Consider the following 14,065-nt stretch of genomic DNA (forward strand, 5'->3'; position numbering starts at 1 on the left):
GGCTCACCAGCCCTTAGCCATCGAGGTACCGAGCCGTGCGGAGCGAGCGGCGCGGAGGTGGAAGATCGCCTTCACCAGGGCGGGGGCGGCGATGAAGATGACGATCAGTGCCTGGAGCACGGTGACCAGTTGGAGCGAGATGCCCAGGTCGACCTGCATCAGGTTGCCGCCGGCCCGCAGCGCGCCGTACAGGATCGCGGCGAGCAGCGTGCCCCACGGTTTGTTGCGGCCGAGCAGCGCGACCAGCAGGCCGTCGAAGCCGATGGTGCCGGCCACCTGGTCGGTGAGCTTGTCGGCGGTGCCCAGCACCTGAACCGCGCCACCGAGGCCGGCCAGGCCGCCGGCGACGACCATGAGCAGGGTGTACGTCTTGGCCACGCTCATGCCCGCGGTCTTGGCGGCCGGCGGGTTGACGCCCACCGCGCGCAGTTCGAAGCCGAACGACGACCGGTTGATCAGCCAGGCGACCCCGGCCGTGACCAGCACCGCGAGCACGATGCCCAGGTGCACCCGCAGCGGCGCGGGCAGTGCCGGCAGCACGGCCGAGTCGTGGATCGCCTTGCTGATCGCGTCGCTGCGTTTCGGGTCGTGGACGCCCTTCTGCTCGATCAGCCAGCTCAGCAGCAGCGCGGCGGTGTAGTTGAGCATGATCGTCGTGATCACCTCGTGCGCGCCGGTCCGCGCCTTGAGCAGGCCGGGCAGGAAACCCCAGAGCGCGCCGCCGAGCGCGCCGAACAGCAGCGCCACGATCAGGTGGATGCCCGGCGGCAGGCTGAACGCGAAGCCCGCCACCGCGCCGAGGATGCAGCCGATCACCGCCTGGCCCTGGCCGCCGATGTTGAACAGGCCGCCGCGGAAGGCGATCGCCACCGAGAGGCCGGTGAAGACCAGCGGGGTTGCGTAGGTCAGGGTCTCGGAGATCGGCCCGAGTGCGGCCTGCCAGGTCCCGGTGCCGTTGAGCCACGCCTCGACCGCGGCCGGGTCGAAGATCGAGCCCTTGAACAGGTCGGCGTACGCCTGACTGACCAGGTCCCAGCTGGCGTTGAGCGCGTCGCCGGGCCGGGCGGTGAAGTAGGAGAACTTCGCCAGCACCTCGGAGTCCGAGATGACGATCAGCACGGCGCCGATGACCAGGGCCAGGAAGATCGACAGGAATGTGACCGTGAAGGTGTTCGCCGACCAGAGGTTCTTGAGGAAGAGACTCAGGAACGAGTCCTTCTTCTCGGGCGGCGCCGGCTTGGCGGGCGTCTCCGCGACGTCGGTGCTCACTCGGCTCCCTCTTCCTGTGCGGCCCCCGAAGGACCGGGCGACGGCGCAGCTCCGTCGGTGATGCCGGCCATCAGCAAGCCGATCTCCTCGCGCGGCATGTCCGGCGAGACCGTGGCCAGGATCCGGCCGCGGTACATCACCGCGATGCGGTCGGCCAGGCCGACCACCTCGTCGAGCTCGCTGGAGACCACGAGCACCGCGGTTCCGTTGTCCCGCTCGTGAATGATCTGGTTGTGGATGAACTCGATCGAGCCGACGTCCACGCCGCGGGTCGGCTGACTGGCGATCATCAGCCGCAGCGGGCGGGACATCTCCCGGGCCACCACGACCTTCTGCTGGTTGCCGCCGGAGAGCGTGCTGACCGTGTGCTCGGCCGATGAGGTGCGGATGTCGAACTGCTCGACCCGGGCGCGGGCGGAGTCGCTGATCGCCTTGGGGTTGAGCTTGAACGCGTTGCCGAACGGCGGCCGGTCGTACATGTCGAGCACCAGGTTCTCGGCGACCGTGAACTCCTTGACCACGCCGTCCAGGCTGCGGTCCTCGGGGATGTAGCCGACGCCGGACCGCAGGATCTTCTTGGTGCCCATCGCGGCCAGGTCCTCGTTGTCGAGCTCCATCGAGCCGGCCCGGATGGCGCGCAGGCCCATGATCGCCTCGACCAGCTCGGTCTGGCCGTTGCCCTGCACCCCCGCGATGCCCAGCACCTCGCCGGCCCGGACCTCCACGTCGACGCCGTCGACCGCCCGGACGCCGCGGTCGTCGTCGACCACCAGGCCGGAGATCTTGAGCACCTCGCGGCCGGGCTCGGCCGGGGTCTTGCTGACCTCGAGGTTGACGTCCCGGCCGACCATGAGCGCGGCCAGTTCCTCCTCGGAGGTGTCCGGGGTGGCGGTCCCCACCGTGCGGCCACGGCGGATCACCGTGATCCGGTCGGCGATCGCCTTGACCTCGCGCAGCTTGTGCGTGATGAAGACGATCGACTTGCCGGTCTCGGCCAGGCCGCGCATCACCGCGAGCAGCTCGTCGGTCTCCTGCGGGGTGAGCACCGCGGTCGGCTCGTCCAGGATGAGCAGGTCGACGTCGCGGGTCAGGGCCTTGACGATCTCGACCCGCTGCTGCGCGCCGACCGGCAGGTTCTCCACCAGCGCGTCCGGGTCGACCGGCAGGCCGTACTTCCTCGAGGTCTCCAGCACGTCGCGGCGGTTGCGCCGCCGGTCGAGGATGCCCAGCGGGCCGCCGCGCACGTCCTCGGCGCCGAGCGCGATGTTCTCCGCGACGGTGAAGACCGGCACCAGCATGAAGTGCTGGTGGACCATGCCGATGCCGGCCGCGATGGCGTCCCGGGGGCTACGGAAGACCTTGGCCGCGCCGTCCACCAGGATCTCGCCCTCGTCCGGCTGCAACAGGCCGTAGAGCTGGTTCATCAGCGTCGACTTGCCGGCGCCGTTCTCGCCCAGCAGGGCGTGCACCTCGCCGGGCTCGACGGTGATGTCGATGTGGTCGTTGGCCACCAGGTCGCCGAAGCGCTTGGTGATGCCGCGCAGTTCGAGTCTCAGCGGAATCTCCTGCCCTCTTACTCCTGGTGGTGCAACGGGAACCGCCGCGCGGCTGCGAGGGATTCTCGCAGCCGAGCGGCGGCCTGGATGTTACCTACTGCCGACTCACTTGGGGGCGTTCGGCGACTCGACCTTGACCTTGCCCGAGATGATGTCCGCCTTCAGCTTCTCGACCTCGGACTTGAGCCCGGCGTCGACCTTGCTGTCGAACTGGTTGTACGGCGCCAGCTGGACGCCGTTGTTCTCCAGCGTGCCCAGGTAGCCCGGGGTCGCGGCGAGCGGCTGGCCGCTGGCGCCGGTGACGACCGCCTTCTGCACGGCGTCGGTGATGTTCTTGACGACGGTGCTCAGGAAGACGTTGCAGTACTGCGCGGCGCTCTTGCAGCCGTCCTGGTCGACCCAGATGATCGAGACCTTGCCGCCGGAGCCCTGGGCCACCTCGGCCGCGCCGAGGCCGGTGCCGCCGGCGACCGGCAGAATGACGTCAGCGCCCTGGCCGACCTGCGTGTTGGCCAGCGCCTTGCCCTTGGCCGGGTTGGCGAAGTCGTCGGTGAAGCTGCCGGTCTGCTTGGCCTTGTCCCAGCCGAGGACCTTGACGCTCTTGCCCTTGGCCTGGTTGTAGTACGCCACGCCGTCGACGAACCCGTCCATGAAGACGGTGACCGGCGGGATCTTCTTGCCGCCGAAGGTCGCGACGGTGCCCGACTTCGAGTAGCCCGCGGCCAGGTAGCCGGCGAGGAACGCGGCCTGGTCGGTGGCGAACTGCATCGGGTAGACGTTCGGACCGGTGCTGCCCGAGTCGACGATCGCGAACTGCGAGCTCGTGTTCTCGTCCGACACCTTCTTGGTGGCGTCGCCCATGAGGCCGCCGACCGAGAGGATGAAGTTGCACTTCTTGGTGACGAAGCCGCGCAGGTTGGGCTCGTAGTCGGCCTCGGCGGTCGACGCCACGTAGCTCGGGTCGACGTTGGCGGCCTGGGTCTTGGCGGCCTGCATACCGGCCCACGCGGAAGCGTTGAACGACTTGTCGTCGATGCCGCCGGTGTCGGTCACCATGCAGGCCTTATATGCGGCGGCGGCGGCCGTGCTGGCGCCACCGCTGGGGGTCTCGTCCGGGGCCTTGCCACAAGCGGCGGCAGTGAGCGTCAGCCCACCCACCGCGAGAACCGCAAGGATCCGCTTCCCACGTACTGGGCGCAAGACGCCCTCCTTCCCACGCACACCGACACGCGTCGGTGAGTCTTCAAGTTGGGGAGCGTAGCCGCAGGCCAGAATGGTGGCGGAGGTTTGCCCCGGACTGTTGGCGCACCGTTATATGGCCGCAACCGTAGATCACTTTGAACGGCAGTTTAGGTCGATCTGACCAGCAATTTGCCGGTCAATTGCGTAACATGCCGTTAATCTTGCGGCCCGGAAACGCCCGTGACCACGGATTCTTCGGCCGTCCGGCGAGTCGCCAGCCAGGCGCGGACGCCCAGCACGCCGACCGTCGTGCCGATCGCCAGCGACGCCGCGATCAGCACCGCGTGCACGATCAGGAACGAGGTCGGCCGCCCGTCGGCGAACGAGCGGTCGTCCTTGTAGATCGCCAGCCCGAACCGGGGCCAGATCACCCAGGTCCAGACCCCGACCGCCGTCAGGAAGACCGCCCACCGCCGCGAAAGCACCATCCGTCCACTATCTCAATGCGCGCCGGCCAGCTCCGGGGCGGCCTCGACCGGCACCACCTCGGTCCGGCCCGCGATCCGGTCGCGGCCGATCAACACCAGGATCAAACCCCCGATGGCGTACGCGCTGAGCACGGTCACCGCGAGGCGCCCACCGTGCCCGTCGAAGTAGGCCGCCGACCGCAACAGCGTCCCGCCGGCCCCGATCGGCAGCCACTGCCCGACCGCGCCCCACGGCTGGGGCAGCAGTTCGGGAGCCGCGGCGATGCCGGAGAGCGCGTTGCCGACCAGGAACATCACCACCGCCCCGAGCGCCAGACCGGCCCGGCCGGCCAGCGCGGCGAGCCCGGTCATCGCCGCCGAGACGGCCAGCGCGAACAGCCCGAGCGAACCGGCCACGGCGAGGTAGTGGTCGGGCAGGATGCCCAGCCACTCGACCTGCACGGCGGCCCCGGCCAGGCCGGCCAGCGCGCCGAAGGTGACCAGCGCGGCGAGCCGGGCGCCCCGGCGCGGCACCAGGAAGTAGACCAGCACGCCGGCGAGCAGGCTGGTGATGGCCAGCGGCAGGAAGCCGGCCCCGAACCCGGCGCCGAGCGGGTCGTCCGGATCGACCGGAACGACGTCGCGCACAGGCACTGTGCCGCCGCCCGAGCCTGGACTACCGGTCGGCGGGGCCGTCGCGCCGAGGCCGGCCGCGGCCTGGGTGAGCAGCCGCGCCACGGTCGGGCTGGCGGCGGAGGCGACGTGCACCTCGGGCCCGGAGGCGGTGACCACGATCGCCCCGTACACCGCCCGGTCTTTGATCTTGAGGTCGGCGGCCGCCGGATCGGCCACCTGGGTGATCTCGAAGGCCCCCGGGTGCTGGGCCTCGAGCTGAGCGGCCAGCTGCGGCGGACCGGCCACCGCGAGCGGCAGGTCGCGCGGCGCCAGATTGGCGGCGGGCGCGGCGAACAGCGGAATGAGCAGGGCCTGCCCGGCGACCACCGCGATCGCGATGAGCACGCCCAGGGTCAGCGGCTTGGGACGCATCTCGACTCTCCTAAAACGAATGCTCGTTCTTTATGCGCCCAGCATGAACCCACCCACGAGATCGAGTCAAGAACGAGCGTTCGTTTTACAATGAGGGGCGTGCCACGCGTCTCCGAGGAACACCTCACCGCCCGCCGCGAGCAGATCCTGGCCGCCGCCCGGGTCTGCTTCCTGAGCAAGGGCCTGCACACCACGTCCATGCAGGATCTGATCCAGGAGGCCGGCCTGTCGGTGGGCGCGGTCTACCGGTACTTCAAGTCGAAAAACGAGATCATCGCGGCCATCGCGGAAACCGTGGTGGGCGGCGTCCAGCAGCACATCGACGAGGTCGCGGGCCGCCGACTGCCGCTGCTCGACTCGCTGTCGCTGATCCTCGGGTTCGTCGAGGCCGAGTTGGGCCCGGGCGGCATGCTGCCGATCGCGCTGCAGGTCTGGGCAGAGGCCACGCTCGACCCGGCGATCGGCGCGATCGTCAAGGAGCGGTACGAGTCGCTGCGCGCGAGCATGCGGGTGCTGGTCGCGCACGCGGTCGAGAGCGGCGAGCTCCCGCCGGCGACGGACGTCGACGCCACCACCGCGGTCTGCTACGGGTTCCTGCCGGGCTATGCGCTGCAACGCCTGCTCACCGGCGTCCCCGACAAGGAGACCTACCTGATCGGCGTGCGCACGCTGCTCGACCGCCGCTAACCGACCAGCCTCGCGGCGATCCGGGCCCAGCCGGCCCGGACCTCGGCCTCGGTCGGGGCGCGCCCGCGACGTACCCGGCGGGTCTCGTAGTCGTCGTCGCCGGCGCCGGACGGCGCGCCCACCGGCTCGTCCGCCGCGGCCCGGGCCAGTTCGATCTCGTCGCGGATCGCCTCGGCGTCCGGCCGGGGCAGCAGCGGCTCGACCACCGCCATCAGGTCCTCGTCGGCCACCACGGCCTGGGCAAGCGCGAGGGCGTGCGCCCGCTCGTAGGGCCCGCAGACGATCGGCTCCCAGTCCTCCTCGTCGCCCAGCGAGCCGATCGTGATGACCCAGGGGAGGTCGGCCACCGGCGAGTCGGCCGGCAGGTCGAGTGTGAGGAGTGTGCCCACGGGGACATCATTCCGGGCGGCTGTGCCGAATCCAGGTATTTTGTCCCACGGGGGCAGTTTTATCGTCAGCTGACAGGTCGACCACGCGGCCGTGCGGGCTGGTCGCCGCCCAGGCCGCGCCGAACAACAGCAGCTGGTTGAAGACGTAAAGGTAGACGAGCACCCCGACGGCCGAGCCGACCAGGCCGTACGCGGGGTTGCGCTGCACCAGGGCGACGAACGACCTGCCGACGGTGTTGAGCAGCGTGATGCCGATGCCGACCTGCAGCACCGGCGGGATCAGTCGGCGCACCGTCATCCGCAGCCGGGGCACCGCCACCAGCAGGGCGGCCGCGAACACCATGTTGACCGCGACGGTGAGGATCCACTCGACCATGGACTGGACGAACCCGTCGGCGAGCCAGTTGGTCACCTTCTCCAGCCCGTAGACGGCGAGCTGGGAGAGGGCGAGCAGCACCAGGATGCCGATCAGCACGAGCAGGTCGAGCGCCTGCCGTACGCCGATGTAGCCGGGCTGCTCGGGAATCCGCCAGATGAGCCGCTGCGAGGAGCGGATCGCCTCGACCCAGCCGATGCCGGTGAAGGTCAGGCCGATGATGCCGATGATGCCCACGGTCTTGCCGCTGGACAGGATCGCCTGCACGTCAAGAAAGGGCAGGTTCTGGGCGAGGAAGTCGTGCACGACGTCGTAGAGCTCGGTGTTGTTGGTGAGCAGGATGCCGAAGATCGAGTAGCCGATCAGCAGCAGCGCGAAGATCGCGAAGAACCCGTAGTACGCGATCGCCGCGGCCAGCCGTCCGCCCTGCACGTCCCAGTAGCGCAGCAGCGCCCGACTGAAGTGGTCGAAGTACCGGGACCGGACCCGCAACCGCATGATGCGCGCCTCGGTAGCGTCGTACGCGCGATCGATCGGGTTCACGGCCGCACCCTACTGGCCGGCTCCGCTTCGCTCCGCTGGGCGATCGCCCCTTTCAGGTCGATGAGGAGGAAGTCGATTTCCGTCACCGCAAACCCCGCGGCGGCGAAAATCGGCTGCCTCCTCATCGGCGGGGCAATCGCGGGCAGTACCCGATTCACGGGCGCACAGTAACCCGAATCGTCACGCGGGAAACTCAGCCCAGCGGGAAGTCGCGGCGCGGGCGCCAGGGGCCCTCGCCGCCGTGCGAGAACAGCGTGAACGAGGTGACGTCGAACTTCACCGAGAAGCCGGCCAGGTCCTCGAAGACGGCGTCGAGCTGCTCGGCCGGCACGTCCTGGGCGACGGTGACGTGCGGGTGGTAGGGGAACCGGGCGTCCCGGTCGATGTCGTCGGAGCTCGTGATCGCCTCGGCCAGCAGCTCGCACTCGCTGATGCCGACCGCGAGGGTCACGAACACCACCTCGGTGACCGGCCGGAACGTGCCGGTGCCGCGCAGGTGGATGATGAACGGCTGCTGGGCGGCCGCGACCTTCTCCAGGTGGCGCTCGATCGCGGGCAGCGCGGCGGTGGCGACCTCGGTGGGACCGAGCAGCGTGACGTGGGCCGGCGTGTAGGCGGCCTGCGGGTCGCCGGCCTCGGCGCGCCGGGCGGTGAGCCGGGCGCCCCAGGGCTCCGGAATGTCGATCGCGACGCCGATCCGCGTGGTGTCCGCGGCCACGTCGAGTCAGGCCTCGCGGGCCGGACGGAGGAAACCCACGTTCTCGTACGCCGCGGCCAGCGTCACCGCGGAGACCGCGCGAGCCTTCTCGGCGCCGACCGCGAGCACCTTGTCGAGGTAGCCCGGGTCCTCCAGGTAGGCACGGGTGCGCTCCTGAATCGGCTGCACGAAGTCGACGACGATCTCGGCGAGATCCTTCTTCAGGTCGCCGTAGCCCTGGCCCTCGTACATCTCGAGCAGCTCGTCGATGGCCCGGTTGGTCAGCGCGGCATAGATGGTGAGCAGGTTGCTCACGCCGGGCTTGTTCTCCTCGTCGTAGAGGATCTCGCGACCGGTGTCGGTGACCGCGGACCTGATCTTCTTGGCCGAGCGGGCCGGGTCTTCCAGCAGCTCGATGATGCCGTTCGGCGAGGACGCCGACTTGGACATCTTGGCCGTCGGGTCCTGCAGGTCGGTGATCTTGGCAGTGTCCCGCACGATGTGCGCCGACGGGACCGTGAACGTACGCCCGAACCTGGTGTTGAACCGCTGGGCGAGGTCGCGGGTGAGCTCGAGATGCTGCCGCTGGTCCTCGCCCACCGGGACCTGGTCGGCCTGGTAGAGCAGGATGTCGGCGGCCTGCAGGATCGGATAGGTGAACAGGCCGACGGTGGTCGAGTCGGCGGCCTTGGCCGACTTGTCCTTGAACTGGACCATGCGGCCGGCCTCGCCGAAGCCGGTGATGCAGCTGAGCACCCAGCCGAGCTGGGCGTGCTCGGGCACGTGCGACTGGACGAACAGCGTGCAGCGCTCGGGGTCGAGGCCGACGGCGAGCAGCTGGGCAGCCGAGATGCGGGTGCGGTTGCGCAGGGTGGCCGGGTCGTGCCCCATGGTGATCGCGTGCAGATCGACCACGCAGTAGAAGGCGTCGTGGGTGTCCTGCATCGCCACCCAGTTGCGGACCGCGCCCAGATAATTGCCGAGGTGGAACGAGTCGGCGGTCGGCTGGATGCCGGAGAGCACGCGGGGTCGGCGGGCGACGTCGGACATGAGCGCCATTCTGTCAGTCGGGGTTACGCGATGGCCAACGCCCCCACCGCTCGCCACGTGACGGCTGCCCAGCGCGATCACATGAAAGTCTATGTTCATTCTTGTTGACTCGTGATCGATTCCGAGCAAGACTTCTGGAAAGACAGCCTACTGCGCAATTCTTGATAAACGATCTCGAGAGGCCTGAGACCACGTGAAACTGCTCGTCACCGGGGGCGCCGGCTACGTCGGCAGCGTCACCAGCCGTCTTCTGCTGGACGCCGGGCACGAGGTCGTCGTGCTCGACAATCTCGTCACCGGCTTCCGCGAGGCCGTCGCCCCGGATGCCACCTTCGTGGAGAAGGACATCCGCGACGCCGCCGACGTGCTCACCCCGGAGGCCGGGTTCGACGCGGTGCTGCACTTCGCCGGCCTGATCGCGGCCGGCGAGTCGATGGTCAAGCCGGAACTGTACTGGCACGAGAACGTGGTGAAGTCGCTGGCGCTGCTGGACGCGGTGCGCGCCGCCCGGGTGCCACGGCTGATCTTCTCGTCCACGGCGGCGGTCTACGGCAACCCGGTCGAGCTGCCGATCACCGAGTCGGCCGCGAAGGCACCGACCAACACGTACGGCGCGACGAAGCTGACCTTCGACCACGCCATCACCTCGGAGGCGTACGCGCACAAGCTGGCCGCGGTGTCGCTGCGCTACTTCAACGTGGCCGGCGCGTACATCCGCGACGGCTACGAGATCGGCGAGCGGCACGACCCGGAGACTCACCTGATCCCGATCGCGTTGCAGGCGGCGGCGGGCAAGCGGGCCAAGCTCCAGCTGTTCGGCGACGACTACCCGACCGCGGACGGCACCTGCGTACGCGACTACATCCACGTGGAAGACCTGGCTCGCGCGCACCTGCTGGCGCTGGACGCGGCCACCCCGGGCGAGCACCGCATCTACAACCTGGGCAACGGCAACGGCTTCTCGAACAAAGAGGTCGTCGAGGTGGCCCGCGAGGTGACCGGCGCCGAGCTGCCGGCCGAGATCGCGCCGCGCCGCGAGGGCGACCCGGCCACCCTCGTCGCCTCGTCCGCGAAGGCCCGCGCCGAGCTCGGCTGGGTCCCGCAGAAGCCGACGCTGCAGGCCATGATCGGCGACGCTTGGACCTTCTACCGCGCGCACGTGGCATGAACGCCGCTGCCCTGTTCCGCAAGGAGTTCGGCGCCGAACCGGCCGGCCTGTGGGCGGCGCCCGGGCGGGTCAACCTGATCGGCGAGCACACCGACTACAACGAGGGCTTCGTGCTGCCCTTCGCGCTGCCGCAGCGCACGATCGCCGCGGTCGGCCCCGCCCCTACGGGGGAATGGACGGTCTGCTCCACCTTCGAGGGCGAGTGCGTCTCGTTCGGGGCGACCGAGCCCGGCGAGGTGACCGGCTGGGCGGCGTACGTGGCCGGCATCGTCTGGGCGCTGCGGGACGCGGGCTTCGACGTGCCGGGCGCGCGCATCGCGCTCGACTCCGAAGTGCCGGTCGGCTCCGGCCTGTCCTCCTCGGCCGCCCTGGAGTCGTCGGTGCTCACCGCGTTGGTCGAGCTGGGCGGCCTGGACCTGCCGCTGGACCGGCGCCCGGCGCTGGCCCAGCGCGCCGAGAACGTCTACGTCGGCGCGCCCACCGGCATCCTCGACCAGTCCGCGTCGATCCGCTGCCAGGCCGGCCGCGCGCTGTTCCTGGACTGCCGCTCGTACGAGATCAAGCAGATCCCGTTCGATCTGGCCGCCGCCGGCCTGGCGATCCTGGTGATCAACAGCAACGCCCCGCACCAGCACGTCGACGGCGAGTACGGCGCCCGCCGCAAGTCCTGCGAGGAGGCGGCGCACCTGCTGGGCGTGCCCGCCCTGCGCGACGTGCCGCTCGACGGGCTGGCCGACGCGCTGGCCCGGCTGGACGACGAGGTGATGCGCCGCCGGGTGCGGCACATCGTCACCGAGAACCAGCGGGTGCTCGACACGGTCGCGCTGCTCGAGGCGGGCCGGGTCCGCGAGATCGGGCCGCTGCTGACCGCGTCGCACGCGTCCATGCGGGACGACTTCGAGATCACCGTGCCGCAGATCGACGTGGCGGTGGAGGCGGCGCTCGCGGCGGGCGCCTACGGGGCGCGGATGACCGGGGGCGGCTTCGGCGGCTGCGTGCTGGCCCTGATCGACGCGGACCGGGCGGCGGCCGTCACCGAGGCGGTGGCGCACGCGTACGCGAAACCGGGTTTTACCGCCCCCACCTGCTGGATCGCCACCGCGGGCCCGGGTGCGACCAGGCTTTGAAAACCCCCGCCGCGGGTAATCACGCAGCATGACGAGCGAGCGGGAAACCGACCAGCCCAACGAGTTCGGCTTCTCCGGCGGGGCCACCGCGCCCCAGCCGGAGCCGGATCACCGCAAGGCGGAGGACGTCGACGGCGAGAGCATCGCGGTCCCGTCCGGCGACCTGACCGGCGCGATCACGCACGCTATCGAAGACGCCACCGAACACCGCCACGACGAGGACGAATAGGACTGGCGGCGTGGGGATGGCTCCCCACGACCCTCTAGGCGCGCGCTACTCCTACTGGGCCTCGATGATCATGCCGGCGCCGACCGTGCGGTTGGTGCTCTCGTCGACCAGGATGAAGCCGCCGGTGGTGCGGTTGCGGCGGTACTCGTCGGCGAGCAGCGGCACGGTGGTGCGCAGCCGGATCCGGCCGATCTCGTTGAGCTGAAGCTCCCCGGCGTTCTCGTCCCGGTGCAGCGTGTTCACGTCGAGCCGGTACTGCAGGCCGCGGACCACCGTGCGGGCGGTCCGGGTGGTGTGCTTGATGGCGTACTTCCCGCCGATCCGCAGCGGCGCCGTCTCGTCCATCCAGCAGACCATCGCCTCGATGTCCTGCGCCACCGCCGGCGCGTTGTGCGGCCGGCAGATCATGTCGCCGCGGGAGATGTCGATCTCGTCGGCCAACCGGACGGTGACCGACATCGGCGGAAACGCCTCGGCAACCGGGCCGTCGGCGGTGTCGATGCCGGCGATCGTGCTGTGCAGGCCGGACGGCAGGACCATCACCTCGTCGCCGGGCTTGAGCACGCCGGAGGCGACCTGGCCGGCGTAGCCGCGGTAGTCGGTGACCGTGGTGGACTGCGGGCGGATCACGTACTGCACCGGGAAGCGCACGTCGACCAGGTTGCGGTCGGAGGCGATGTGCACGTGCTCGAGGTGGTGCAGCAGCGACGGGCCCTCGTACCAGGGGCTGTTCTCCGAGCGGGAGGCGATGTTGTCGCCGTTGAGCGCGGAGACCGGGATGATCGTCAGGTCGGTGATCTCGAGCTTCGCCGCGAACGAGGTGAACTCGTCGGCGATCCGGTCGTAGACCGCCTTGTCCCAGTCGACCAGGTCCATCTTGTTGACACAGAGCACCAGGTGCGGCACCCGCAGCAGGCTGGTCAGGAAGGCGTGCCGGCGGGACTGCTCGACCAGGCCCTTGCGCGCGTCGACCAGGATCAGCGCCAGGTCGGCGGTGGAGGCGCCGGTGACCATGTTCCGGGTGTACTGAATGTGCCCCGGGGTGTCGGCGATGATGAACTTGCGCCGCGGCGTGGCGAAGTACCGGTACGCGACGTCGATCGTGATGCCCTGCTCGCGCTCGGCGCGCAGGCCGTCGGTGAGCAGCGCGAGGTTGGTGTACTCGTCGCCGCGCGCGGCGCTGACCGCCTCGACCGCGTCGAGCTGGTCCGCGAAGATCGACTTGGTGTCGTAGAGGAGCCGCCCGATCAGCGTGGACTTGCCGTCGTCGACGCTGCCCGCAGTCGCGAACCGCAGCAGGTCCATCCGCTGCGAAGGCGCGGTCTCGGTCTCCAGCACGGCCTGGCTCATCAGAAGTAGCCCTCTCGCTTGCGGTCTTCCATCGCTGCCTCGCTGACCTTGTCGTCGCCCCGGGTGGCGCCGCGCTCGGTGATCCGGGTGGCCGCGACCTCGGCGATCACCTTCTCCACGGTGTCCGCCTCGGAGAGCACCGCGGCGGTCTGCGACGCGTCGCCGACCGTCCGGTAGCGCACGGTCTTGACAGAACTGGTCTCGCCGTCGCGCAGCCGGATGAACTCGTTGATCGCGTAGAACATGCCATCGCGCTCGACGACCTCCCGGTCGTGCGCGTAGTAGATGCTGGGCAGCGGAATCTGCTCGCGGGCGATGTAGTGCCACACGTCCAGCTCGGTCCAGTTGGACAGCGGGAAGACCCGGATCGACTCGCCCGCGTGGTGCCGGCCGTTGTACAGCGCCCACAGCTCGGGCCGCTGGTTCTTCGGGTCCCACTGGCCGAACTCGTCGCGGAAGCTGAACATCCGCTCCTTGGCCCGAGCCTTCTCCTCGTCCCGCCGGGCGCCGCCGAAGAGCGCGTCGAAGCGGTACTTCTCGACCGCGTTGAGCAGCACCGGGGTCTGGATCCGGTTGCGGGTGCCGTCCGGCAGCTCGCGCACCAGACCGGTGTCGATCGCCTCCTGCACGCTGGCGACCACCAGGTTGAGCCCGAGCGCGGCCACCCGGCTGTCCCGGAACTCCAGCACCTCGGCGAAGTTGTGCCCGGTGTCGACGTGCATCACCGGGAACGGGATGCGGGCCGGGGCGAACGCCTTCTCGGCCAGCCGGAGCATCACGATCGAGTCCTTGCCGCCGGAGAAGAGCAGGACCGGGCGCTCGAACTCGGCCATCACCTCGCGCATGACGAAGATGCTCTCGGCTTCGAGAGCATCCAGATGCGAAACGCGGTAGTGCCCTGTCTGGCTCATACGGTTTCCCGACCTTT

At 69.8% G+C, this 14,065-nt stretch carries 16 protein-coding genes; 4 read left to right on the forward strand and 12 right to left on the reverse strand.

Annotated features, from left to right (window positions below; all coding sequences use genetic code 11):
* Positions 1-3 precede the first annotated feature (3 nt).
* The 5 genes from ODJ79_RS23710 to ODJ79_RS23730 form a co-directional block, all read right to left on the reverse strand.
* Complete coding sequence (locus ODJ79_RS23710; RefSeq protein ID WP_263025746.1) at positions 4-1,269, reverse strand: ABC transporter permease; 1,266 nt, start codon at positions 1,267-1,269, stop codon at positions 4-6.
* Positions 1,266-2,780, reverse strand: a complete 1,515-nt coding sequence (locus ODJ79_RS23715) for an ABC transporter ATP-binding protein (protein ID WP_317620694.1) — start codon at positions 2,778-2,780, stop codon at positions 1,266-1,268. Before ODJ79_RS23715 ends, ODJ79_RS23710 begins: the two co-directional genes overlap by 4 nt.
* A 150-nt stretch (positions 2,781-2,930) precedes the next feature.
* Positions 2,931-4,025, reverse strand: a complete 1,095-nt coding sequence (locus ODJ79_RS23720) for a BMP family protein (RefSeq protein WP_263025747.1) — start codon at positions 4,023-4,025, stop codon at positions 2,931-2,933.
* Between the two features lie 197 nt (positions 4,026-4,222).
* A complete protein-coding gene (locus tag ODJ79_RS23725; RefSeq protein ID WP_263025748.1) occupies positions 4,223-4,495 on the reverse strand; it encodes an SCO4848 family membrane protein in 273 nt (90 codons plus the stop codon).
* Between the two features lie 12 nt (positions 4,496-4,507).
* A complete protein-coding gene (locus tag ODJ79_RS23730; protein WP_263025749.1) occupies positions 4,508-5,521 on the reverse strand; it encodes a hypothetical protein in 1,014 nt (337 codons plus the stop codon).
* A 99-nt stretch (positions 5,522-5,620) separates the two neighbouring features.
* Between ODJ79_RS23730 and ODJ79_RS23735 the strand changes: the two genes are divergently transcribed.
* Positions 5,621-6,208 carry a TetR/AcrR family transcriptional regulator gene (locus ODJ79_RS23735; protein WP_263025750.1) on the forward strand — a complete coding sequence of 196 codons (588 nt, stop codon included), beginning with the start codon at positions 5,621-5,623 and terminating at the stop codon, positions 6,206-6,208.
* Here the strand turns inward: ODJ79_RS23735 and ODJ79_RS23740 are convergent.
* Genes ODJ79_RS23740 through trpS form a run of 5 tightly spaced genes read right to left on the reverse strand, consistent with a single transcriptional unit; the run spans position 6,205 to position 9,263 of the window.
* Positions 6,205-6,597 carry a hypothetical protein gene (locus ODJ79_RS23740; protein ID WP_263025751.1) on the reverse strand — a complete coding sequence of 131 codons (393 nt, stop codon included), beginning with the start codon at positions 6,595-6,597 and terminating at the stop codon, positions 6,205-6,207. The genes ODJ79_RS23735 and ODJ79_RS23740 overlap by 4 nt on opposite strands.
* Before the next feature lie 7 nt (positions 6,598-6,604).
* Positions 6,605-7,516, reverse strand: coding sequence for a YihY/virulence factor BrkB family protein (locus ODJ79_RS23745; protein ID WP_263025752.1), 912 nt, complete (start codon positions 7,514-7,516; stop codon positions 6,605-6,607).
* Positions 7,513-7,674, reverse strand: a complete 162-nt coding sequence (locus ODJ79_RS23750; RefSeq protein WP_263025753.1) for a hypothetical protein — start codon at positions 7,672-7,674, stop codon at positions 7,513-7,515. Before ODJ79_RS23750 ends, ODJ79_RS23745 begins: the two co-directional genes overlap by 4 nt.
* A 35-nt stretch (positions 7,675-7,709) precedes the next feature.
* On the reverse strand, positions 7,710-8,234 hold the full coding sequence (locus ODJ79_RS23755; RefSeq protein WP_263025754.1) for a 2'-5' RNA ligase family protein: 525 nt from the start codon (positions 8,232-8,234) through the stop codon (positions 7,710-7,712).
* Between the two features lie 6 nt (positions 8,235-8,240).
* Positions 8,241-9,263, reverse strand: a complete 1,023-nt coding sequence (gene trpS, locus ODJ79_RS23760) for a tryptophan--tRNA ligase (protein WP_263025755.1) — start codon at positions 9,261-9,263, stop codon at positions 8,241-8,243.
* A 193-nt stretch (positions 9,264-9,456) separates the two neighbouring features.
* Here trpS and galE point away from each other — a divergent pair, with 193 nt between their 5' ends.
* Genes galE through ODJ79_RS23775 form a run of 3 tightly spaced genes read left to right on the forward strand, consistent with a single transcriptional unit; the run spans position 9,457 to position 11,787 of the window.
* Positions 9,457-10,431, forward strand: coding sequence for a UDP-glucose 4-epimerase GalE (gene galE / locus ODJ79_RS23765; RefSeq protein WP_263025756.1), 975 nt, complete (start codon positions 9,457-9,459; stop codon positions 10,429-10,431).
* Positions 10,428-11,558, forward strand: a complete 1,131-nt coding sequence (gene galK, locus ODJ79_RS23770) for a galactokinase (RefSeq protein WP_263025757.1) — start codon at positions 10,428-10,430, stop codon at positions 11,556-11,558. The genes galE and galK overlap by 4 nt, the downstream gene beginning before the upstream one ends.
* Before the next feature lie 28 nt (positions 11,559-11,586).
* Positions 11,587-11,787, forward strand: a complete 201-nt coding sequence (locus ODJ79_RS23775; RefSeq protein ID WP_263025758.1) for a hypothetical protein — start codon at positions 11,587-11,589, stop codon at positions 11,785-11,787.
* A 51-nt stretch (positions 11,788-11,838) separates the two neighbouring features.
* Here ODJ79_RS23775 and ODJ79_RS23780 read toward each other — a convergent pair whose 3' ends face one another.
* Complete coding sequence (locus ODJ79_RS23780; RefSeq protein WP_263025759.1) at positions 11,839-13,137, reverse strand: sulfate adenylyltransferase subunit 1; 1,299 nt, start codon at positions 13,135-13,137, stop codon at positions 11,839-11,841.
* Entirely contained in the window at positions 13,137-14,048 is a 912-nt protein-coding gene (cysD, locus tag ODJ79_RS23785; protein WP_263025760.1) for a sulfate adenylyltransferase subunit CysD, read from the reverse strand. The genes ODJ79_RS23780 and cysD overlap by 1 nt, the downstream gene beginning before the upstream one ends.
* Positions 14,049-14,065 lie beyond the last annotated feature (17 nt).

This window comes from Actinoplanes sp. KI2, assembly GCF_025630775.1.
GTDB lineage: Bacteria > Actinomycetota > Actinomycetes > Mycobacteriales > Micromonosporaceae > Actinoplanes.